Genomic DNA, 21,210 nt, shown 5'->3' with positions numbered 1-21,210 from the left:
AGGGCGCAAAACGGCGCTGGGGTCTGCAAGAGTGACGAACGACGCCCCACCCGCGCTCGACTCCTCGGAGGTCTCCATGCCCCGCAACGACCGGCACCTCACCGAGGACGCGCTCCGCGCAGCCATCGAGAAGGACGAGATCGACACCGTCGTCGTCGCCTTCACCGACATGCAGGGACGCCTGCAGGGCAAGCGGCTGCACGGGCGCTACTTCCTCGACCACGTGCTGGGCGAGGGCAAGACCGAGGGCTGCAACTACCTGCTGGGCGTCGACGTCGACATGAACACCGTCGACGGCTACGCCATCACATCGTGGGAGCAGGGCTACGGCGACATGGAGTTCGTGCTCGACCTCGAGACGATCCGGCTGCTGCCCAACGAGCCGGCTGCCGCCATGATCCAGTGCGACCTGACGTGGCCCGACCACACGCCGGTGGCGCAGTCCCCGCGCGCCATCCTCGCCGCGCAGATGAAGCGGGCCGCCGACCTCGGCTACGTCGCCGTCGCCGGCACCGAGCTCGAGTTCATCATCATGGAGGACACCTACGAGGAGGCCTTCACCAAGGGCTACCGCGACCTCGTCCCCTCCAACCAGTACAACATCGACTACTCCATCCTCGGCACGCACCGCGTGGAGCCGCTGCTGCGCGAGATCCGCAACACGATGTACGCCGCCGGCATGAACACCGAGGCGGCCAAGGGCGAGTGCAACTTCGGCCAGCACGAGATCGGCTTCCTCTTCGACGACGTGATGGTGACCGCCGACAACCACGCGGTCTACAAGGAGGTCGCCAAGCAGATCGCGGTGAAGCACGGCAAGTCGATCACCTTCATGGCGAAGTTCAACCAGCGCGAGGGCAGCTCGTGCCACATCCACCTGTCGCTGCGTGGCAAGGACGGCGAGATCGTCTTCTGGGACGACAAGGCCGGGAAGACCACCCCGCTCTACGACCGGTTCGTCGCGGGCGTGCTCGCGACGATGCGGGACTTCACGCTGCTCTACGCCCCGAACATCAACTCCTACAAGCGCTTCGCCCACGGCTCCTTCGCCCCCACCGCCATCGCCTGGGGCAACGACAACCGCACCTGCGCCGTACGCCTGGTCGGGGAGGGCCCGGCGGCCCGCATGGAGAACCGAGTGCCCGGCGGCGACGTGAACCCCTACCTCGCGCTCGCGGCGATGCTGGCCGGCGGCCTGCATGGCATCGAGAAGAAGCTGACGCTGGAGCCGCCGCTCACCGGCAGCGCCTACGACTCCGACGCCCCCAAGGTGCCCCACACCATGAACGAGGCGCGTGAGGCGTTCACGACCTCGAAGGTCGCGCGGGCGGCCCTGGGCGACGAGGTCGTCGACCACTACACCAACATGGCCGACGTCGAGCTGGCCGACTACGACGCCACCGTCACCGATTGGGAGCTTCGCCGCGGTTTCGAGAGACTGTGACCCTGCCAGTTTCACTAGGTACCTAGTGATCCCGGCGCTTCCCGAGTGAAGTTTCGTTCGGGAAGCGCCAGTTTCACTAGGTACCTAGTGAAACCGACACACTTCCCCCGCCCCCGAGGAGGACCCCGGCGTGAGCACGTCCTACACCGTCCTGAACCCGGCGACCGCCGAGCCGGTGACCGAGGTCCAGCTGGCCTCGGAGGCCGAGACCGACGCCCTCATCGAGCGGGCGCACGAGGCGTTCCCGGCCTGGCGCGACGTCGCGCCGGGGGAGCGCGCGCGGCTGCTGCGCCGCTTCGCCGCGCTGGTCGACGAGCACCTCGACGAGCTGGCCGGGCTCGAGGTCCGCAACGCCGGCCACACCTGGGGCAACGCGCGCTGGGAGGCCGGCAACGTGCGCGACGTCCTGAACTACTACTCCGCCGCCCCGGAGCGGATGCACGGCCGCCAGATCCCGGTCTCCGGCGGCATCGACGTCACCTTCCACGAGCCGCTGGGCGTCGTCGGCATCATCGTGCCGTGGAACTTCCCCATGCCCATCGCGGGCTGGGGCCTGGCCCCGGCGCTGGCCGCCGGCAACACCGTCGTCCTCAAGCCCGCCGAGCTCACCCCGCTGACCGCGATCCGCCTCGGTGAGCTGGGCCGTGAGGCCGGGCTGCCCGAGGGCGTGCTGACGATCATCCCGGGCGCCGGCTCCGTCGTCGGCAACCGCTTCGTCACGCACCCGCTGGTGCGCAAGGTCTGCTTCACCGGCTCCACCGCCGTCGGCAAGAAGATCATGGCCGGCGCCGCCGACCAGGTGAAGCGGGTGACGCTCGAGCTCGGCGGCAAGTCCTCCAACGTGGTGTTCGCCGACGCCGACATCGCCGCGGCCGCCGCGAGCGCGCCGTACGCCGTCTTCGACAACGCCGGGCAGGACTGCTGCGCGCGGTCGCGGATCCTCGTCGAGCGTCCGGCGTACGACGAGTTCCTGGGTCGCCTCGAGCAGGCCGTCACCGGCATGCGCGTGACCGACCCCGGCGCCGACCCGGACAGCGAGATGGGGCCGCTGATCTCCGCGACGCAGAAGGAGCGGGTCGCCGGCTACCTCACCGACGTCGAGGTCGCCTTCACCGGCTCCGCGCCCGACAGCGCCGGGTTCTGGGTCCCGCCGACCGTCGTCCTGCCCGGCGGCACGGACGACGCGGTGTGGCGCGAGGAGGTCTTCGGCCCGGTCGTGGCCGTGCTGCCGTTCGACTCCGAGGAGGAGGCCGTGCGGCTGGCCAACGACACCGAGTACGGTCTCTCCGGCTCGATCTTCACCTCCGACGTCGGCCGCGCGCTGCGGGTGTCGCGCGGCGTCGCCGCGGGCAACCTCAGCGTGAACTCGCACTCCGCGGTCCGGTACTGGACGCCGTTCGGCGGCTTCAAGCAGTCCGGGCTGGGCCGCGAGCTCGGACCGGACGCCCCGCTGGCGTTCACCGAGGAGAAGAACGTCTTCATCGCCGACGGCAGCTGAGCCGTCCGGCCCACCAGCCAGCACATCCAGCACACCAGCAGGGAAGGACACCGCTCATGACCGTGCCCGAGAAGGGGCGCACCGGGGGGCGCGCAGGACGACTGGACGGCAAGGTCGCCGTCGTGACCGGAGGGGTGTCGGGCATCGGCCTGGCGACCGTCCGGCGCTTCCTCGAGGAGGACGCCACCGTGGTGGTCGGCGACCTCGACGACGTGCGGGGCGAGGAGCTGGCCGCCGAGCTCGGCTTCCACTACCTCCACACCGACGTGACGAGCAAGGAGGACGTGGACCGGCTCTTCACCTCCACGAAGGAGCGCTTCGGCTCCGTCGACGTCGCCTTCAACAACGCGGGCATCGCGCCGCCGGAGGACGACTCGATCCTCGACACCGACCTCGAGGCGTGGCGCAAGGTGCAGGAGGTCAACCTCACCAGCGTCTACCTGTGCTGCAAGGCGGTGCTGCCGATCATGATCGAGCAGGGTCGCGGGTCGATCATCAACACCGCCTCCTTCGTGGCGGTCATGGGTGCTGCGACCTCGCAGATCTCCTACTCGGCCAGCAAGGGCGGCGTGCTGTCGATGTCGCGCGAGCTCGGCGTGCAGTTCGCCCGCGACGGCGTGCGCGTCAACGCGCTCTGCCCGGGACCGGTGAACACCCCGCTGCTGCAGGAGCTCTTCGCCCGTGACGCCGAGCGGGCCGCGCGCCGGCTCGTCCACGTGCCGATGGGACGGTTCGCCGAGCCCGTCGAGATGGCGAACGCGGTGCTGTTCCTCGCCTCGGACGAGTCCTCGTTCATGACCGCCAACACCTTCCTGGTCGACGGCGGCATCTCGGGCGCCTACGTCACGCCGCTCTGAGCGGGTCGTGGTGGGTGCGAGCGAGGGGGAACGTCGGCCGCTCATCGGGCTGACGACGTACCGCGAGACGGCGACCTGGGGCATCTGGGACACCACCGCCGACGTCCTGCCGGCCGTCTACGCCCGGGCGCTGGAGGTGGCAGGGGCGGCGGTGGTGCTGCTGCCGCCGCAGCACCCCGACGGCGGTGCGCCCGAGGCCGTGGTCGCGGCCCTCGACGGGCTCGTGGTCACCGGGGGCGCCGACGTGTCGCCGCACCGGTACGCCGACGCGCCGCACGAGCGGACGCAGGCGTGGCGCGACGACCGTGACGCCTGGGAGCTGGCCCTGCTCGAGGCGGCCGCTGCCCGGGCCCTGCCGGTGCTCGGCATCTGCCGCGGCATGCAGGTGATGGCGGTCGCCGCCGGTGGCCGGCTCGAGCAGCACGTGCCCGACCGGGTGGGCCACGAGAACCACAGCCCGGGCGGCGACGTCTTCGGCGAGGTGGCGGTCGCGGTGCGTGAGGGCACCCGCGTCCACGACCTCGTGGGCGACCGGCTGACCGTGCGCTGCCACCACCACCAGGGCGTGCTCGAGCACCCCGGGTTCGACCCGGTGGCGTGGGCGGCCGACGAGACGCTCGAGGCGATGGAGCGGCCCGGCGACCGCTTCGAGGTCGCCGTCCAGTGGCACCCGGAGATGGTGGAGGACGCCGGGCTGTTCCGCGGGGTCGTCGCGGCGGCGCGGGCCGGTCGCGGTTCCGGACAGGGCCCGGGCGGTCCCGGCCACCCCGCTTAGACTGCGCAGGCACGCCGCGCGGCGGGCACGACGTACGGCGACCGGACCGCGGGGTCCGGCGCGCACGGGGCCGACGAGAGGTGGACGCATGACCGGCACGACCGGACGGCAGCACGGCGGATCCGCGAGGGGACGCGTGTTCACGGCCCGCGACCTCGCCCTGGTGGCGGTCTTCGCCGGCGTGATGGCCGCGCTGGGACTGGTCCCGGCGTGGACGGCCCCGGGCTTCTCCGTGCCGATCACCGCGCAGTCGATGGGCGTCATGCTGGCCGGCGGTGTCCTCGGCGGCCGCCGCGGCGCCCTGTCCATGCTCGTGTTCCTGGCCCTGGTCGCCATCGGGCTGCCGGTGCTCGCCGGCGGTCGCGGCGGCCTCGGCGTCTTCGCCGGCCCCTCGGTCGGCTTCCTGGTCGGCTTCCCCGTCGCGGCGTACGTCGTCGGGGTGCTGTCCGAGCGCCTGCACGGCGTGGCGTCGGCGACCGGACGGCTCGCGGCCGCGCTCGTGGCGAACCTCGTCGGCGGCGTCGTGGTGCTCTACGTCTTCGGCGTCCTCGGCATGGCGGTCAACCTGCGCATCCCGATCGACGAGGCGACCACCCTGCTCTGGATCTACGTCCCCGGCGACCTGGTGAAGGTCGTGGTCGCGGCGCTCGTCGTGCGCGCGGTGCACGCCGGCTACCCGGGACTGCTCGACCGGGCCCCTCGGCGCAAGCAGACCTCCTCTGTCTGACGACGTCGTGGACGACGCGGTGGGCCCAGCGGGGGGCCCGACGGTCGGCCCAGCGGTGGGCCCAGTGGTCGGCGTGGCCGGTGCCGTCGACGTCGCGGCGGCCGCGGACCCGGCGGGCGCCGTGCTGGCGGCCCACCGCGCCGGCCGGCGGATCGTGCTGACGACCTCGGGGACGGCTGGCCGCCCGCGCCGGATCGTGCGCACCACGGCGTCCTGGTTCGACTCCTTCCCGGTCGTGGCCCGGCTGACCGGCCTCGACGCCTCGTCGCGGATGTGGCTCCCGGGGCGGGCACCCGACGGTCCCGGCCGGGTCGGGCACGGCAGCACGCTGTCGCTCTTCGCGGAGGTGCTCGCGCGGCACACCGGCGCCGCGTGCGTCGCGCGCCCCGAGGACGCGACCCACGCGCACCTGACGCCCGGCCAGCTGGAGCGGTCCCTCGACGGCCTCGCGGCGGCGCGCGCCTCGCACCCGGTCCACGTCACGGTCGCCGGGGAAGCGCTGCCGGGCGCGTTGCGCGAGCGCGCCGAGGCGGCCGGCCTCCGGGTCTCCCGCTACTACGGCGCCGCCGAGCTGTCCTTCGTGGCCTGGGCCGTCGGCGACGCCGGGCTCCGGCCGTTCCCCGGGGTGGAGGTGGACGTGCGGGACGGCGAGGTCTGGGCCCGCTCGCCGTACCTCTCCGACGGCTACGCCGGTGGCACGCCGCAGACCGACGACGCCGGCGGAACGCTGCGAACCCACGCCGCAGGCGGCACAATGCGGACCGACGCCGCAGGCGGCACCGAAGCCGACATGGACACCGACACCCACACCGACACCGGTGGCGCGTTGCGTACCGCCCCCGACGGCTTCGCGACGGTGGGCGACCGGGGTCGGTGGGAGACCGAGCGAGCCGCTGACGGCGGCGGCCGGGTGCTGGTGGTGACCGGCCGGGGCGACGACGCCGTGACGACGGCTGCCGCAACCGTGCTGGTCGCCGACGTCGAGGCCGCGCTGCGGCCCGTCGTCACCGGTGCCTTCGCCGTGCTCGGCCTCCCGCACACCTCCCTCGGCCAGGTCCTGGCGGCGGTGCTGACCAACCCGTCCGACCTCGAGCCGGCGCAGGCGGCGGCCCGGGGGTTGACCGCGGCGCAACGGCCCCGCCTGTGGTTCCTGCGCGACGGGCTGCCGGTCGCCGCGTCGGGCAAGACCGACCGCGCGGCGCTTCGCCGTGAGGCAGCCGCCCTGCACGCCAGCGCCCCGGACACCAGCGCCCCGGACCCCAGTGCCCCGGACGGCGGGAATCGACCGCTGCGCCGGCTGGTCCCGGAGCGGGCGCGATGACCCGCCGCGGCACGGAGCCGGAGGCGCCCTGCGTGGTCGACGCCCTCCGCACCCCGATCGGGACGGCGGGCCGCGGCCTCGCGTCGCTCACCGCCGCTGACCTGGCGGCGCCGGTGCTCTCCGCTCTCGTCGACCGCCTCCCGGCCGGTGCGGGCGCCGTGCACGAGGTGGTGCTCGGCAACTGCATGGGCCCCGGGGGCGACGTGGCCCGGGTCGCGACGCTGCAGGCCGGCCTCGAGCCGGCGACGCTCGGGTGGGGCCGCGACGTGCCCGCGGTGACCGTCGACCGCCAGTGCGCGAGCGGGCTGGCCGCCGTCGTCCAGGGGGCGGCCACCCTGACGGCGACGCCGGGACCCGGCGTGGTGCTGGCGGGTGGCGTCGAGTCCGCCTCGACCGCACCCTGGCGGTTCTGGCCACCGGGGCCGGACGCCACCGCGAGCGGCTCCGACGCGCCGACGCTGCAGCGCTACGAGCGGGCACCGTTCGCCCCCGCGGCGCTCGGCGACCCCGACATGGGGGTGGCGAACGACCTGCTCGCCGCGGAGGCCGGAGTGACCCGGGCCGAGCAGGATGGCTACGCCGCGCGGTCCCACGCGCGGGCGGTGGCGACGGCGGCGGCCGGTGGCTTCGACGCCGAGCTGGTCCTCGTCGGCGGCCTCGCCCGCGACGAGCGTCCGCGCGACGGACTGGGCGTCGAGCGCCTCGCCCGGCTCCGACCGGCGTTCCGCGAGGACGGCACCGTCACGGCCGGCAACAGCTGCGGGATCAACGACGGCGCCGCCGCGGCCACCCTCGTCACCGACGACGTACGCCGGTCCCTCGGGCTGCCGGGCCTGCGGATCCGCTCGACCGCGACCGTGGCGTTCGACCCCGACCGGCCCGGGCACGGGCTCGTGCCCGCCACCCGGCTGGCCCTGGAGCGGGCCGGGGTGGGTCTGGCCGACCTCGCCGTGGTGGAGCTCAACGAGGCCTTTGCGGGCCAGGTGCTGGCCTGCTGCCGCGCGCTGGCCCTCGACCCGGAGCGGGTGTGTCCCGAGGGCGGTGCGCTGGCGCTCGGCCACCCCTGGGGAGCGTCTGGCTCGGTGCTCGTGGTGCGCCTCTTCAGCCAGCTCGTGCGCAGCGGCCGCGGGGGCCTGGGCCTGGCCGCGATCGCGGCCGGTGGCGGGCAGGGTGTGGCCGTCGTGGTGGAGGCGGTGGCGTGACCCCGGAGGTGCCGCGCATCGAGGTGCAGGGAGTGAGTCACGCCTACCCGATGGTCGGCTCCCGCGCCGGCCGACCGGTGCTGCGCGACGTCGACGTGACGCTGACCGAGCGCCGGGTCGGGGTGATCGGCGCCAACGGGTCGGGGAAGTCGACCTTCGTGCGGCTGCTCAACGGTCTGGTGCTGCCCGACGAGGGTCGGGTCCGGGTGCACGGCCTCGACACCCGCGACGACAGCCGCGCCGTCCGGCGCCTCGTCGGCTTCTGCTTCACCAACCCGGACGCGCAGATCGTGATGCCCACGGTGCGCGAGGACGTCGCCTTCGGCCTGCGCCGGCGCGGGCTGTCGAAGGGGGAGGTGCGCGCCCGGGTGGACGAGGCGCTGGTGCGGTACGGCCTCGACGGCCACGCCGACCACCCCGCCCATCTGTTGTCGGGAGGACAAAAACAGATGCTGGCCCTCGCCTCGGTCCTCGTGACCGAGCCGGAGGTGCTGGTGCTGGACGAGCCGACCACGCTGCTCGACCTGCGCAACGCCCGCCGGGTGGCCGAGACCGTCACCGCACTCCCGCAGCAGGTGCTGCTCGTGACCCACCACCTCGACCTGCTCGACGACTACGACCGGGTGCTGGTCTTCGACGAGGGTCGCCTGGTGCACGACGGCCCGCCCGCGGTGTCGGTGGCCCACTACCGCGACCTCATGGCGGCCCGGCCGTGAGCCAGCTCGGGCTCTTCGTTCCGGGCACCTCGGTGGTGCACCGGCTGCCGGCGCGGGTGAAGCTCGGTGCCCTGGTCGCGGCCGGGGTCGGGTCGCTCTGGCTCGACACGTTGCCCCGGGTCGGGCTGATGTGGCTCGCCCTCGTCCTCGCGTACGCCGTCGCGCGCATCCCCCTGCGCAGCGTGGTGGCCCAGATCCGGCCGCTGGCGCTGATCCTCGGCGCCGTGGTCGTCTTCCAGGTGCTCGTCGCGGGCTGGGAGCGGGCCGTCGTGGTGGTCGGCGTGGTGGGCGCGCTGGTGCTGCTGGCCGGCCTGGTCACGCTGACCACCCGCACCCAGGACCTGCTCGACGTCGTGGTGGCGGTCGTCCGGCCGCTGCGCCACGTCGGCGTCGACCCCGAGCGGGTCGGGCTGCTCATGGCGCTGGCCATCCGCTCGGTCCCGGTCGTCCTCGGCCTGGCCGAGGAGGTCCGCGACGCCCAGCGGGCACGCGGGGTGCGTCCCAGCGCCCGTGCGTACGCCGCCCCGCTGATCATCCGCGCCGTCCGCCACGCCGACGACCTGGGCGAGGCCCTCGTCGCCCGCGGCGTCGACGACTGAGCCCGTCCGGGCCCCAGCGGCTCAGCGGCTCAGCGGCTCAGCGCCTCAGGGCAGGTCGAGCAGACGGCACGCCGCCGGCTCCGGGCGGCACCGCACGAGCCCCTCGTCGCCACCGTCCTGGGTCACGACCAGCCCGACCAGGCTGTCCTCGCTCTCCCAGCGGAAGCCCGGCGCGACGAAGAGCCATCCCTGGGGCGGCGACAGCGTGCCGTCCGCCGAGCCGTCGAGGCGCTGCACCCGGAGGTCGGGAGCCGCCGAGGCCTCGCCGCCGACCGTGCCGGGTGGCACGAACGCCAGCCACTGCTCGCTGGCCTCGAGCACGTCGTGCGTCGGGACCGACCCCAGCCGCTCGAGCGAGCCGTCCTCGGACACCCGGGCCAGGTAGGGCTCGCCCTGGGTGCCGTCGGTGGCGCCGTACTCGCCCTCGTTGACGACCAGTCCGGCTGCGGTCCCGTCGAGCACCACCTGGCCGGGAGCCGTCTCCGCCAGGTCGACGGTCTCGTTGTCCACGAGGGGGCGCCAGAGCAGCTGGAAGCCGGGTCCGCCGGCCACCACCAGCCCGTCGTCCGTCACGGCCGCGGCGCGCGGTGGCGGACCCTGGGGGTCGACCGGCACGTCGACGCCACCGAACCCCTCACCGCCGAACTCGGTGTCGGCGCCGATGAGCATCGCGCTGCCCGCGTCGCTGACGACCCGGGCGGTGTAGCCGCCGTTGGGGGACATGACGGGCGGCTGCTCCATCGCGCCGTCCATGCGCTGGGGCTCGGTGTCGAAGCCCCACCGCCAGCCGCCGTCGGCGCGCTGGCCGACCCAGCGAGTGCCGGTGCCCTGGACGTTGAGCCACTCGCCGGGGACCTGCTCACCCCCGACGAGGAGGGTTCCGGCGACCACCGCGGGCACGTCGGGCGCTGCACCTGAGATCGCGCCCTCGGCGCTCGGGGCGGGGGTCGGGGGCGCCACCGGGCCGTCGGCGGCGGGCCCTGTCAGGGACAGGATCGTCGCCACGGTGGCGAGGGCGGTGGCGAGGACGGCTGCCGCGAGCAGCAACGGCGCCGCGCGGTGGCGACGCGACCAGCCGCCGGGGGGCGAGGAGGGCAGCGTCGGCATCGTGGGTACGACGAGCCGGCTCGCGACGTCGTCCAGGTCGCGTGCGAGGGTCTGCTCGAGCTCGGAGTCCATCATTCGTCCCTCCCATCGAGAGCGGTTCGTAGGTTCTGCAGGGCGCGGTGGGCCGTGGACTTCACGTTGCCGCGGGAGCAGTCGAGCGCGTCGGCGATCTCCGCCTCGCTGAGCTGTTCGTAGTAGCGCAGGACGATGACGGCGCGTTGCCGCTTCGGGAGGTCCCGCACGTGTGGCCACAGGGCCATGCGGTCCTCGGGACCCTCGACCGGCGGGCTGGTCGGCTCCGGGGCGTGGTCCCCGGCCAGCAGCTCCAGCCGGCGGCCCTTGTGGCGCTTGGTGGACAGGAAGGTGTTGGTGAGGATGCGGCGCACGTAGGCGTGGGGCGACTCCGCCCGGCTCACCTTCGTCCACGAGGCGTGGATCTTGATGAGCGACGCCTGCGCGAGGTCCTCCGCGTCGGCGTGGTTGCCGCACAACAGGTACGCGCGGCGGTACAGCGAGGGCCACGCTGCGGCAGCGTACTCCTCGAACGTCGGTAGCTCCGCCTCGGTGTACGTCGGCACCGGCACCACCTCCTTCCTCCCTCCAGACGCACGATTGCTCCAGCAGGTTGCGTCGGTTCGCAGTCCTATGGTCGTGGCCGCACGGTCGGATCGCGTGGCGGGGACGGTCGGATCGCGTGGTGGGGACGGTCGGATCGAGGAATCCACAATCAGTGAGAGCCGGTATGGAGCCTGTCACCCTCGTGTAGTACAATCGAACGTATGTTCGAGCATGACAGAGTTTCGGGGATGGGGCAGCCTCGCTCGGGCGTGCTCGACGTCGCGGAGGTCGAGCCGGTCGTGGATCTCGATGCGGCGAAGCTGGCCGACGCCATTGCCGACGTGGACCGCGAGAGCCGGCTGCTCGGGGCTCGGCGGCTCCTGCTGGCTGTGACCTGGGCCGACCAGCACGTGCCCGCGTGCCAGCAGGGACGGCACCTGGAGGACACCGACGTCGGGTCCGGCGCCCGCGAGGGCGTGTGCGGCTGTCAGGGCACCGCTTCGACGTCATCGCCGTGGCGACGGCGGCTGTGGATCTGCCGTCGGCCGGGGAGCGACGGGACGCCGGCGGTGTCGGCGTCCGGGGTGGCCGAGTACGCGGTCCACTTGGGCACGACCACGCAGTCGGGCTCGACCGCGCTGGGTGAGGCTCTGGACCTGCGGCACCGCCACCCACGGCTCTGGCGCCGGCTGATGGCCGGCGAGGTCGAGGAGTGGCAGGCCCGGCGCCTGGCGCGCATGGCCGCGTGGCTGACGCGGGAGCAGGCCGACCAGGTGGACCGCGCGACGGCGCACGTCCTCGCGAAGTTGCCCTGGGGTCGCTGCTTCGACGTCATCGAGGCGGCCGTGATCGCCGCGGACCCGGAGGGGCACGAGGAGCGGCGGCGGGAGCACGACGAGCGCTGCTACGTCTCGGCCGGTCGCTACCGCGGCACCGACGAGAAGGGCAACCGGACGCTCGTGGCCCGCACCTCGGCAGGCAACGTGGCCCGGCTCGACGCGCTGGTCCAGCACCTGGCCGAGCTCCTGGGCGCGGCCGGCGACGGGGACGCCGAGCAGGTGCGGCGGGCCAAGGCGATCGGCCTCCTCGCCAACCCCGCCCAGGTCTGCCTGCTGCTCGGGCAGACCGTCAGCCCCGACCGGGTCGACAGCGCCGGGCCCGGCCCCGCGGCGGTGGACGACGACCCAGGGGCCGACTCCGTGCACGAGCACAAGCCCGTGCACGAGCACAAGCCCGAGCACGAGCACGAGCACGAGCAAGGACTGGACGCGGACACACGTTCAGCTGGGGACCTGAAACTTGACCTGAACCCGGAGCCGGACCTGAACCCGGAACCGGACGCGAACGCGGACACACCTTCGGACCTGGACCTGGACCTGGACCTGGACCTGGACCCTTACCCGGACCCGGACCCGGACCCGGACCCGGACCCGGACCTGGATCCGGAGCCGGACCCGGAGCCGCCCACGGCCGTCGAGCTGGCGGCCGCGTTCGGACGAGAGCTAGCCGACCTGGCGGCCCGTCAGGGTCATGGCAGCGCATGGGACCTGCTGCGTCCGCGGACGACGCTGTTCTTCCACCTCAGCGAGGACGGGGTGGTGGCGCGGATGGCCGACTCCGACGGTCCGCTGGGTCCGGTGGGGTTGCGCCAGCTGCGTGACCTGCTGTCGGAGCAGCTGCCCGCATGGCTGGTCGACCATCTCGACGGACGACATCCACCCGGAGCCCGGCTGAGCGACCAGGGTCCCGGTCCCGGTCCCGGTCCCGGTGCCGTCCCCGGCGTCGGTGACGATGCCGCTCCCGCTGCTACCGAGGGTGGTCCTGCGTCGCGAGCGCGCCGTCAGAACCGCGCACGGCTCCGGCTCCGCGACCAGATCGTGGTGAGGCCCGTCCTGGACGTTGCGGGGCAGGCGCCCGTCGACGCCTACGACGTGCCGGCTGCGATGCAGGAGGCGGTCGTGCATTCGTCGGTGTTCGAGGTCTTTCCGTGGGGGACGGCCGACGCCCGCCGGTGCCAGATCGACCACACCGTGCCCTACGTCCACGACCGCACCGGGCCCCGCGCGACCGGGCGGGGCCCGGAGGTCGACGAGACGGTCGCGTCGGACGCCTCGACCGCGCCGGTCAGGGGTCCGACGCGGCCCGGCAACCTCGGGCCGCTCGCCGTGGGCCACCACAACCTCAAGACCCACGCCGGCTGGCGCTGCCACCAGCCCCTCCCCGGTCTGTATCTCTGGCAGACGCCGAGCGGGCACTGGTTCCGCGTCGACCACACCGGGACCACACCTCTGGGTCGGGAGCGCCCCGCGATCCTGCGCCAGCACGAGGAGAGGGCCAGCAGCAGGCCCACCGCCGCGCCCGGGTCGCGCAGTGCCCTGGAGGCCAGGATCGGACGACTCCTGATCGACGTCGCCTGACCCACGAGGCGCTCGCGCGCCGGGCTCAGTCGGTGGCGAACAGCTCGACGAAGCGGCGCACGAGCCGTGGTGGGTGGACGACGTCGCTCGCGGCGGCGGCCGCCTTGAGGTCGTCGGCGGTGCCGGGGTCGAAGTAGCCGGCGTGCTTGTAGGTGTCGATGCGGATCTGGATCCCGGTGACGTCGAGCTCGGGGTGGAACTGCGTGGCGTAGACGCGCTCACCGACCCGGAAGGCCTGCACGGGGCACGCCGACGAGCCGGCCAGCCGGACCGCGGCCTCCGGCAGCACCGTCACCGCCTCCTTGTGCCCCACGAACGCCTCGAAGGACGGCGGCAGGATGCCCAGCAGCGGGTCCCGGCGACCGTCGTCGCTGAGCTGCACCACGGTCGGCCCGACCGGCTCGGGATAAGTGTCGTCGACGACGCCCTGCAGGTGCTGGCCCAGGATCCCCACGCCGTAGCAGGCGCCCAGGAAGGGGAAGTCGCGCTCGAGCACCTCCGGCAGCAGCAGTCCCAGCTCGGCCTCGGAGCGGATCTGCGCCGACGACTTCTGCTCGGCCGGGATCGAGGTCGTGAAGGGGCTCCCGCCCAGGATCAGCCCGGACCACCGGTCCAGGTCCACCCGTCCCAGTGGGTCCCGCTCCAGCCGGTGCCGGACCAGGTCGCTCGGCGCCAGCCCCGAGAACCGCAGGAAGGCGGCGTACTCCTCGTCGGCGGCAGCGTCCTCGGCCCGGGTGGCGAGGAGCAGGAAGGGTTTCACGCTGCGAGGATAGGGGCCGGCCTGTCAGCCGGCGTCAGTCGGTGCCGTGGCCCACCGAGGAGCCGCCGTTGCGGCGGGTGCTGGGGTCCTCCCGACGGGGACCGGCCTGGCGCGGCAGGGTGACGACGCGCGCGATGGCCGGCTCCGGCTCGGCCACCACCGGGCGCAGGCTGCGGGGGGCGGAGGTCATCGAGAAGCGCTCCGAGACCTCGGTGACCGTGCGGTTCGCACTCACCTGGCCCGAGGGGGTCACGCTGAGGTAGGTGAGCCGGTCGCAGCGCAGCGACACCTCGCCGCCCGGCCAGAGCACCTCCTCGAAGGTGGCGGCGCTCGAGAAGGAGGCGTCGGCGTACACCGCGAAGCTCATCGCCTCGTCCTCGGCCACCGTGAGGTAGCGACCGTCGAGGGTCTGCAGGGCGATGCGGTCGTGCGAGAGGGCCAGCCGGCGGAAGACGGCCGCGGCGGTGACCGCCCCGTCGACCGGGTGCAGACGGGACCGGCCGGACGTGGCGTCGGGCACGAGTCCCAGGTGGTCCCCGGCGTGCCTGAGCACGACGTAGCCCATCGTTCCTCCTCGTTCGGTCGTGGTGGTCGCCCGACGTCGGAGCACGGCGACGGCGTCAGGTTATGTTCCGCCCGCCCGCCGCCACCACGGCCCAACGGCACCCGGGAGGGGACGTTGGGACTCGCATGATTTCCCTCGCGCGAGGGAAGGGGCGATCACGAGCGGCCCCACCCTGCCACACCGACCGGGCTCAGGCCGCACCCAGAAGGTCGAGCGCGACGTCGACGATCATGTCCTCCTGGCCGCCGACGAGCCCGCGCCGACCCACCTCGAGCAGGAGCGTGCGGACGTCGATGCCGTACTGCACCGAGGCCGCCTCGGCGTGCCGCAGGAACGACGAGTACACCCCGGCGAACCCGAGGGTCAGCGTCTCCCGGTCGACCCGGACCGGGCGGTCCTGAAGTGGCCGGACCAGGTCGTCGGCGGCGTCCTGCAGCGCCAGCAGGTCGCAGCGGTGGCCCCAGCCGTTGAGCGTCGCCACGGCCACGAACGGCTCGATCGGGCAGTTGCCGGCCCCGGCGCCGTGCCCGGCCAGCGACGCGTCGACCCGGGTGACGCCCTCCTCCACGGCGACCACGGAGTTGGCCACCGACAGCGAGAGGTTCTCGTGGGCGTGGATGCCGAGCTGGGTGTCGGGGTCGAGCACGTCGCGGTAGGCGCGGAACCGCTCCCGGACCCCGTCCATGGTCAGCCGGCCCCCCGAGTCGGTCACGTAGACGCAGTGGGCGCCGTACGACTCCATCAGGCGGGCCTGCTGGGCCAGCTCCGCGGCGGGGGCCATGTGGCTCATCATCAGGAACCCGGACACGTCCATCCCGAGCTCGCGCGCCATCGCGATGTGCTGCGCGGCCACGTCGGCCTCGGTGCAGTGCGTCGCGACGCGGACCGAGCGGACGCCGAGGTCGTAGGCGCGCCGCAGCTCGCGTCGGGTGGCGATCCCGGGCAGGATCAGCGTGGTCAGCACGGCGCGCGAGCAGTGTTCGGCCGCGGCCTCGATCCACTCCCAGTCGGTGTGGCTGCCCGGCCCGTAGTTCACCGATCCACCGGCCAGTCCGTCGCCGTGGGCGACCTCGATGGCGTCCACCCCGGCGGCGTCCAGCGCCGCCACGATGCGGCCGACGTCGTCGGTGCCGATGCGGTGCCGGATCGCGTGCATGCCGTCGCGCAGCGTGACGTCCTGGACGTAGAGCTCGGGCGCGCTCACCGCGCCGCCTCCAGCGCACGGTCGGCCCGGTCGGCCCGGTCGGCCCGGTCGGCCCGGTCGGCCCGGTCGGCCCGTCGCTCGGCGACTCGCTCGGCCACCCGCAGGGCCGCCGACGTCATGATGTCGAGGTTGCCCGCGTAGGCGGGCAGGTAGTGCGCCGCGCCCTCGACCTCGAGGAAGACCGTCACCTTCGTCGTCACCGGCGCGTGCCCCGCCGGCACCACCGTGTGCCAGGGGTCGCCCTCGGCGAGCGGGGTGACCTGCACCTGCTGCTTGAGCCGGTAGCCCGGCACGTACGCCGCCACCTCGGCCACCCGCGCCTCCACGGCCGTGCGTACGGCGTCCGCGTCGACGTCCCCGGTCAGGCAGAAGACGGTGTCGCGCATGATCAGCGGCGGCTCGGCCGGGTTGAGGACGATGATCGCCTTGCCGCGACCGGCGCCGCCGATCTGCTCGATCGCCCGCGCGGTGGTCTCGGTGAACTCGTCGATGTTCGCCCGTGTGCCCGGACCGGCCGAGCGTGACGCGATGGAGGCCACGATCTCGGCGTAGGGGACCGCGGTCACCTGGGCGACGGCGTGCACGACGGGGATCGTGGCCTGCCCGCCGCAGGTGACCATGTTGAGGTCCAGCCCCTCCCAGGCGACGTCGGGACCCAGGTGCTCCTCCAGGTTCACCGCGGGCACCACGAACGGCCCGAGCGCGGCCGGGGTCAGGTCGACCAGCGTCACGCCGTACGGCGCGAGGGCCTCGGCGTTGGCGGCGTGGGCCCGGGCCGACGTCGCGTCGAGCACGATGCGGATGCGGTCGAAGCCCTCCATCGCGATCAGGCCCTCGACGCCGTCGGCCGTGGTCGGCACCCCGAGGCGGGCCGCCCGGGCGAGCCCGTCGGAGTCGGGGTCGATGCCCACCATCGCGGCCATCTCGAGGGTCTCGGAGAGGCGCAGCACCTTGATCATGAGGTCCGTGCCGATGTTGCCCGAGCCGATCACCGCCACCGCGGTCCGTCCTGCTCCGTCCGGTTCCATGGCCGCATGGTCCTCGGGATGCCGGGCGGGAGGACACCTCAGTGTTCCGGTGAGTGGACCTCCGGGGTCAGCTCCCGCCGACGGGCGAGGGTGGCCGCGATGCCGTCCGCCGCCGCCCGGACGGCCGCCGCGTGGCGGGTCGGGTCGAAGCGGGTGATCGGTCCGGTCGCGCTCACGGCCGCCACCGGTCGGTCGTCGACGCCCAGCACCGGCGCCGCCACGCACACCACCCCGGCCACCGCCTCCTCGTGCTCGAAGGCCACGCCGCTCGCGCGGACCCGCTCGAGCTGACGGTGCAGCAGGCCGGGCGCCACGACGGTGCGCGCCGTACGTCGCTCGAGGGGCCCGGCGAGCACCGCGTCGCGCACCTCGGGGTCGGTGTGGGCGAGCAGCGCCTTGCCCAGCGCTGTGCAGTGCATCGGCATCCGCCCGCCCAGCCGGGTCGGCGTGCTGGCCTGCTGGTGGTCCCCGAGCTTCGCCACGTAGACCACCTCGGTGCCCTCCGGGACGGCGAGGTGGACGGTCTCCCGGGTGCGCTCGCGCACGTCCTGCAGGAACGGCGTCGCGACCTCGAGCAGGCCCCGCTCGACCGAGGCGCGCATGCCGAGCTCGAAGAGCCGCGCCCCCAGCCGGTAGTCGCTGCCGACGCGTTCGAGCAGCCGCAGCGCGACGAGGTCGCCCGCCACCCGGTGCACCGTCGGCTTGGCGACGCCGGTGCGCGCGGTGAGCTCGCTCAGCGAGAGCTGCGGCTCGTCGGGGCCGAAGGCGAAGAGCAGGGCGGCCGCCTTGCCCAGCACGGTCTCCGGCCCCGGCACCGGCCCGGGCCCGGTTGCGGGCGCCGGTCCGGGCCCGACGGTGGCGATGTCAGGAGCCCTTCGTCAGCAGCGCGGCCCCGGGCGCGTCCTGGATCCGTGCGAAGGGCCGCGCCGCCTCCAGCTCGAAGGCCAGCTCCAGCAGGGTCCGCTCGTCGCCGAGGTCGCCGGCCAATTGGACGCCGATCGGCAGACCCCGGGAGGACTGCGCCAGTGGCAGCGAGACCGCCGGGGTCCCGGTGGCGTTCTGCAGGGGCGTGAAGGCGACGTAGGTCCGCAGCCGCTCGAAGAGCTCCTCGAACCCCAGCCCGGGGGAGAGGAACCCGATCTCGGGCGTGGTGTGGCTCAGCACCGGAGACAGGTAGACGTCGTGGGTGGCGAAGCCGGTGCGGTAGACCGCGGTGCTGCGGCGCAGCCGCCGGACCACCCCCGGGGTGCTCAGGACCTGACGGCGGAACGTCCGCGCCAGCCCCTGCGTCAGCGCGTCCGTGCGCGAGGCGTCGAAGTCGCGCCCCAGCGCCAGCCGCCCCGTGCGGGAGATCAGTGCCCCGAGCAGCGCCCAGTACGCCGCGAAGTCGTCGGCGAAGCGGTCCGGGGCCGGGGGCGCGGCCTCCTCGACGTGGTGGCCGAGACCGGAGAGCAGGTCGGCCACGGAGAGCACCGCCTTGCGGGTCTCCTCGTCGGTGACGGCGCCGCCGAGCGAGTCCAGGGTGACCCCGACCCGAAGCCGGGTCCGGCCGGGGCCCTCGACCAGCCGGACCGGGGGCAGTCCCGGCGCGCGCCGGTGCTCCTCGACCGCGGCGAGGAAGCGTGCGGTGTCGCGCACCGAGCGCGTCACGACCCCCTGCGCCACGATGCCGACCGGCATCGCCCGGTCGGCCGGGTCCGAGGCGACCCGGCCGCGTGTGGCCTTGAGCCCGACCAGCCCGCAGGCGGCCGCCGGGATGCGGATCGAGCCGCCGCCGTCGTTGGCGTGCGCCAGCGGCACGGCACCGCCGGCCACGAGGGCCGCCGATCCGCCGGAGGACGCGCCGGCGGAGAAGCGGGGGTCCCACGGGTTGCGGACGGGAGCGGCGCCGGCGTACTCGGTGGAGGCGCTGAAGCCGAACTCCGGCAGCCGCGACTTGCCGAGCACGGTGACCCCGAGGGAGCGCAGCTGCGTCACGACCGGGCCGTCGGCCTTGGCGGGCCGGGCGACGAACGCCTCGGTGCCGTGGTTGGTCGGCAGCCCCTTCACGTCGGCGTTGTCCTTGACGAACGTCGGGACGCCGGCGAAGACGGCGTCCGCGCCCGGAGACGTCGAGCCGCCCGCGTCGTAGGCGGCGTGCTGCACCGCGTTGAGCACCGGCTGCAGGGACTCCGCCCGGTCGATCGCGGCGGCTGCCACCTCGGCCGCGGAGATCTCGCCGGAGCGGATCCGCGCGGCCACGCCGGTGGCGTCGTCGCTCCCGAGGGCGTCGTCAGAGAAGGCGTGGACCGGGTGCCCGGGAGGGGTGGGGGAGGTCATGGCAGCCCATGATGCCCGCTCAGACGCGCTGCGGGGGGTCCAACAGCCACAGCTGGTGCTCGCCGGCGAGCCCCTTCAGCTCGACGACGCCGAGCGGGGTCAGGTCGAGGTCCTCGCGACCCTCGAGCGCCTCGGCGACCTCGTCGGTGACCAGGGTCTGCCCGCCGTCGGCGAGCGTCGCCACCCGGGCCGCCATCGCGACGTTGCGCCCGAAGAAGTCCCCGTTGCGGGCGACCACCGTGCCGCAGTGGATGCCGATCCGGACCGTCAGCGGCGTACGTCGCAGCCGGCGCCCGGCGGTGCCCACCTTGCGGTGGATGCGCTCGGCGGCGGCCACCGCCGACTCCGGGTCGCTGAAGATCACCATGAAGCCGTCGCCCTGCGACTTCACGACGTACCCGTCCTGGCTCGCGACCGCCGCCCGCACCACGGCGTCGTGGCGGCGCAGCACCTTGACCCACTCGCGGTCCCCGAGCTCCTCGTTGAGGGCGGTCGAGCCCTGGATGTCGGAGAACATCACGGTGAGGTGCCCGTCGGGGCCGGCGATGCGGCGGATCTGCTCCCGCTCCTCGGTGAACCACCGTTGCAGCTCCTCGATGGGGGTCCGCAGCAGCCCCGAGACCAGGCCCCGCTCGCGGACCCTTGCCGCGGTGTCGACCACGGTCCGCACCGCCCACTGGGCGGCGTTCTGGGGCCGGTCGGGATCGGGGGTGAGCCGGGCCTCGAGCTCCTCGATCCGCCGGGCCCGACGCAGCGCGAGCACGGTCATCGCGATCAGGGCGACGAGCGTGGCGGCCAGCAGCACCAGCGCGACCAGGAGCAGCACGAGCGTGAGGTTCCGCGACACGGGTCCAGCCTGTCAGAGTGACCCTGGCCCGCGACGCCGAGGCCACCGAACTCCGAGGAGAGCCCCCGTGACGGACCGTTCCCCCTGGCCCGAGCCCGCCGTGCGCGCGGCCGACCAGCTGCGCGCGGCGTCGGGCGCCGAGCCGGAGCAGGTCTGGTTCGCCCCGGGACGGGTCAACCTCATCGGCGAGCACACCGATTACAACGAGGGCTTCGTGCTGCCGCTCGCGCTGCCCTTCGGGGTCGGCGCCGCCACGCGCAGCCGCGACGACCACCTCGTCGTGGTCCGGTCGGGCCAGGCCGACGGGGTGGTGGAGATCGACGTCGCCGCGCTCGACCCCGCCTCCGAGGACGGCCGCGTCGAGGGCTGGGGCGGCTACGCCGCCGGCGTCGCCTGGGCGCTGCGCGAGGCCGGACACGACCTCGTGGGCCGCTCCGGCGTGGACGTCTTCCTCGACTCCGACGTGCCGAGCGGCGCCGGGCTGTCGTCGTCGCACGCCCTCGAGTGCGCCGTCGCCCGCGCCCTCCTCGGCCGCGCCGGGCTGGAGGTCGACGCCACCGAGCTGGCGCTGCTCGTGCGCACCGCCGAGAACGACTACGTCGGCGCGCCGACCGGGATCATGGACCAGATGGCCAGCCTCCACGGGCTCGACGGCCACGCGCTGTTCCTCGACACCCGCAGCCTGGAGGTCGACCCGGTGCCCTTCGACGCGGCGGCCCACGACCTGGCGCTGCTCGTCGTCGACACCCGGGCGCCGCACGCCCTGGTCGACGGGGAGTACGCCGAGCGGCGCAGCTCGTGCGAGGCCGGGGCCCACGCGCTCGGGGTGCCGGCGCTGCGCGACGTCACGGTCGACGACCTCGACGACGCGCTGGCCCGCATCGACGACGAGGTGGTCCGCCGGCGGGTCCGCCACGTCGTCACCGAGGACGGCCGGGTCCTCGAGGTCGCGGCACTGCTCCGGTCCGGCGACCTCCGCGCCGTGGGACCGCTGCTCAGCGCCTCCCACACCTCGATGCGCGACGACTTCGAGATCACCGTGCCCCAGGTCGACGTCGCCGCGGAGGCGGCGGAGCGGTCCGGCGCCCTCGGCGCCCGCATGACCGGGGGCGGCTTCGGAGGGTGCGTCATCGCCCTCGTGCTCCGCCAGGACGTCGCCGCGGTCGAGGCGGGCGTGCGGGCGGCGTACGACGAGCACGGGTTCACCGAGCCGCGCACCTTCGTGGTGACCGCCTCGGCCGGCGCGCGCCGGGTGGGGTGACGGGC

20 protein-coding genes are annotated in these 21,210 nt (G+C 74.2%); 11 read left to right on the top strand and 9 right to left on the bottom strand.

What is annotated here, in order from left to right; all coding sequences use genetic code 11:
* The first annotated feature begins 76 nt into the window (after window positions 1-76).
* The 9 genes from G7072_RS13270 (at window position 77) to G7072_RS13230 (ending at window position 9,139) form a co-directional block, all read left to right on the top strand.
* Window positions 77-1,444 carry a glutamine synthetase family protein gene (locus G7072_RS13270; protein WP_166087106.1) on the top strand — a complete coding sequence of 456 codons (1,368 nt, stop codon included), beginning with the start codon at window positions 77-79 and terminating at the stop codon, window positions 1,442-1,444.
* A 130-nt stretch (window positions 1,445-1,574) separates the two neighbouring features.
* Window positions 1,575-2,942 (top strand): aldehyde dehydrogenase family protein, encoded by a 1,368-nt coding sequence (locus G7072_RS13265; protein ID WP_206063109.1) that lies wholly within the window; start codon window positions 1,575-1,577, stop codon window positions 2,940-2,942.
* Window positions 2,943-2,998: 56 nt separating this feature from the next.
* Entirely contained in the window at window positions 2,999-3,799 is an 801-nt protein-coding gene (locus G7072_RS13260; protein ID WP_166087104.1) for a 3-oxoacyl-ACP reductase, read from the top strand.
* A gap of 10 nt (window positions 3,800-3,809) precedes the next feature.
* Window positions 3,810-4,574 (top strand): gamma-glutamyl-gamma-aminobutyrate hydrolase family protein, encoded by a 765-nt coding sequence (locus G7072_RS13255; RefSeq protein WP_166087102.1) that lies wholly within the window; start codon window positions 3,810-3,812, stop codon window positions 4,572-4,574.
* Between the two features lie 88 nt (window positions 4,575-4,662).
* The gene (locus G7072_RS13250; RefSeq protein WP_166087099.1) at window positions 4,663-5,301 is read left to right on the top strand and encodes a biotin transporter BioY; all 639 of its coding nucleotides are present in this window, start codon (window positions 4,663-4,665) and stop codon (window positions 5,299-5,301) included.
* A gap of 73 nt (window positions 5,302-5,374) precedes the next feature.
* A complete protein-coding gene (locus G7072_RS13245; RefSeq protein ID WP_166087096.1) occupies window positions 5,375-6,622 on the top strand; it encodes a long-chain fatty acid--CoA ligase in 1,248 nt (415 codons plus the stop codon).
* 32 nt (window positions 6,623-6,654) lie between these two features.
* Window positions 6,655-7,824: a thiolase family protein gene (locus tag G7072_RS13240; protein WP_240916946.1), complete on the top strand. Its 1,170-nt coding sequence runs from the start codon at window positions 6,655-6,657 to the stop codon at window positions 7,822-7,824.
* The gene (locus G7072_RS13235) at window positions 7,821-8,540 is read left to right on the top strand and encodes an ABC transporter ATP-binding protein (protein ID WP_346766206.1); all 720 of its coding nucleotides are present in this window, start codon (window positions 7,821-7,823) and stop codon (window positions 8,538-8,540) included. Before G7072_RS13240 ends, G7072_RS13235 begins: the two co-directional genes overlap by 4 nt.
* Window positions 8,537-9,139, top strand: a complete 603-nt coding sequence (locus G7072_RS13230) for an energy-coupling factor transporter transmembrane protein EcfT (RefSeq protein ID WP_166087092.1) — start codon at window positions 8,537-8,539, stop codon at window positions 9,137-9,139. Before G7072_RS13235 ends, G7072_RS13230 begins: the two co-directional genes overlap by 4 nt.
* Window positions 9,140-9,184: 45 nt before the next feature.
* Here the strand turns inward: G7072_RS13230 and G7072_RS13225 are convergent, their stop codons facing one another.
* Both G7072_RS13225 and G7072_RS13220 read right to left on the bottom strand, forming a co-directional pair.
* Window positions 9,185-10,318: a hypothetical protein gene (locus G7072_RS13225; protein ID WP_166087090.1), complete on the bottom strand. Its 1,134-nt coding sequence runs from the start codon at window positions 10,316-10,318 to the stop codon at window positions 9,185-9,187.
* The gene (locus tag G7072_RS13220; protein ID WP_166087088.1) at window positions 10,318-10,824 is read right to left on the bottom strand and encodes a SigE family RNA polymerase sigma factor; all 507 of its coding nucleotides are present in this window, start codon (window positions 10,822-10,824) and stop codon (window positions 10,318-10,320) included. The genes G7072_RS13225 and G7072_RS13220 overlap by 1 nt, the downstream gene beginning before the upstream one ends.
* Before the next feature lie 228 nt (window positions 10,825-11,052).
* Between G7072_RS13220 and G7072_RS13215 the strand changes: the two genes are divergently transcribed.
* Window positions 11,053-13,221 (top strand): hypothetical protein, encoded by a 2,169-nt coding sequence (locus tag G7072_RS13215; RefSeq protein WP_166087086.1) that lies wholly within the window; start codon window positions 11,053-11,055, stop codon window positions 13,219-13,221.
* Window positions 13,222-13,246: 25 nt separating this feature from the next.
* On the opposite strand, the gene G7072_RS13210 is transcribed toward G7072_RS13215, so the two are convergent.
* The 7 genes from G7072_RS13210 to G7072_RS13180 all read right to left on the bottom strand — a co-directional run bounded on the left by G7072_RS13210 (window position 13,247) and on the right by G7072_RS13180 (window position 19,944).
* Window positions 13,247-13,981: a glutamine amidotransferase gene (locus G7072_RS13210; protein ID WP_166087084.1), complete on the bottom strand. Its 735-nt coding sequence runs from the start codon at window positions 13,979-13,981 to the stop codon at window positions 13,247-13,249.
* 34 nt (window positions 13,982-14,015) lie between these two features.
* The gene (locus G7072_RS13205) at window positions 14,016-14,546 is read right to left on the bottom strand and encodes a hypothetical protein (protein ID WP_166087082.1); all 531 of its coding nucleotides are present in this window, start codon (window positions 14,544-14,546) and stop codon (window positions 14,016-14,018) included.
* 190 nt (window positions 14,547-14,736) lie between these two features.
* The gene (dmpG, locus tag G7072_RS13200) at window positions 14,737-15,750 is read right to left on the bottom strand and encodes a 4-hydroxy-2-oxovalerate aldolase (protein ID WP_166087080.1); all 1,014 of its coding nucleotides are present in this window, start codon (window positions 15,748-15,750) and stop codon (window positions 14,737-14,739) included.
* Window positions 15,747-16,778 carry an acetaldehyde dehydrogenase (acetylating) gene (locus G7072_RS13195; protein ID WP_166087078.1) on the bottom strand — a complete coding sequence of 344 codons (1,032 nt, stop codon included), beginning with the start codon at window positions 16,776-16,778 and terminating at the stop codon, window positions 15,747-15,749. The genes dmpG and G7072_RS13195 overlap by 4 nt, the downstream gene beginning before the upstream one ends.
* A gap of 38 nt (window positions 16,779-16,816) precedes the next feature.
* Window positions 16,817-17,593: an IclR family transcriptional regulator gene (locus tag G7072_RS13190; RefSeq protein WP_166087074.1), complete on the bottom strand. Its 777-nt coding sequence runs from the start codon at window positions 17,591-17,593 to the stop codon at window positions 16,817-16,819.
* A gap of 49 nt (window positions 17,594-17,642) precedes the next feature.
* Window positions 17,643-19,097 carry an amidase gene (locus G7072_RS13185; protein ID WP_166087072.1) on the bottom strand — a complete coding sequence of 485 codons (1,455 nt, stop codon included), beginning with the start codon at window positions 19,095-19,097 and terminating at the stop codon, window positions 17,643-17,645.
* A gap of 19 nt (window positions 19,098-19,116) precedes the next feature.
* Entirely contained in the window at window positions 19,117-19,944 is an 828-nt protein-coding gene (locus G7072_RS13180; protein WP_240916945.1) for an adenylate/guanylate cyclase domain-containing protein, read from the bottom strand.
* 67 nt (window positions 19,945-20,011) lie between these two features.
* Here G7072_RS13180 and galK point away from each other — a divergent pair, with 67 nt between their 5' ends.
* Window positions 20,012-21,205: a galactokinase gene (galK, locus tag G7072_RS13175; RefSeq protein WP_240916944.1), complete on the top strand. Its 1,194-nt coding sequence runs from the start codon at window positions 20,012-20,014 to the stop codon at window positions 21,203-21,205.
* The last annotated feature ends 5 nt before the right edge of the window (window positions 21,206-21,210 follow it).

The organism is Nocardioides sp. HDW12B (assembly GCF_011299595.1).
GTDB lineage: Bacteria > Actinomycetota > Actinomycetes > Propionibacteriales > Nocardioidaceae > Marmoricola_A.
Note: the sequence above shows the minus strand (reverse complement) of the source record. Positions and strands in the feature narration are given on the sequence as shown.

What these genes read in the sequence shown, in the direction of transcription:
- G7072_RS13215 (WP_166087086.1), top strand. Translation starts at nt 11,053, where the DNA reads ATGGGGCAGCCTCGCTCGGGCGTGCTCGACGTCGCGGAGGTCGAGCCG.
- G7072_RS13185 (WP_166087072.1), bottom strand. Translation starts at nt 19,097, where the DNA reads ATGACCTCCCCCACCCCTCCCGGGCACCCGGTCCACGCCTTCTCTGAC.
- G7072_RS13205 (WP_166087082.1), bottom strand. Translation starts at nt 14,546, where the DNA reads ATGGGCTACGTCGTGCTCAGGCACGCCGGGGACCACCTGGGACTCGTG.
- G7072_RS13250 (WP_166087099.1), top strand. Translation starts at nt 4,663, where the DNA reads ATGACCGGCACGACCGGACGGCAGCACGGCGGATCCGCGAGGGGACGC.
- G7072_RS13195 (WP_166087078.1), bottom strand. Translation starts at nt 16,778, where the DNA reads ATGGAACCGGACGGAGCAGGACGGACCGCGGTGGCGGTGATCGGCTCG.
- G7072_RS13260 (WP_166087104.1), top strand. Translation starts at nt 2,999, where the DNA reads ATGACCGTGCCCGAGAAGGGGCGCACCGGGGGGCGCGCAGGACGACTG.
- G7072_RS13225 (WP_166087090.1), bottom strand. Translation starts at nt 10,318, where the DNA reads ATGGACTCCGAGCTCGAGCAGACCCTCGCACGCGACCTGGACGACGTC.
- G7072_RS13270 (WP_166087106.1), top strand. Translation starts at nt 77, where the DNA reads ATGCCCCGCAACGACCGGCACCTCACCGAGGACGCGCTCCGCGCAGCC.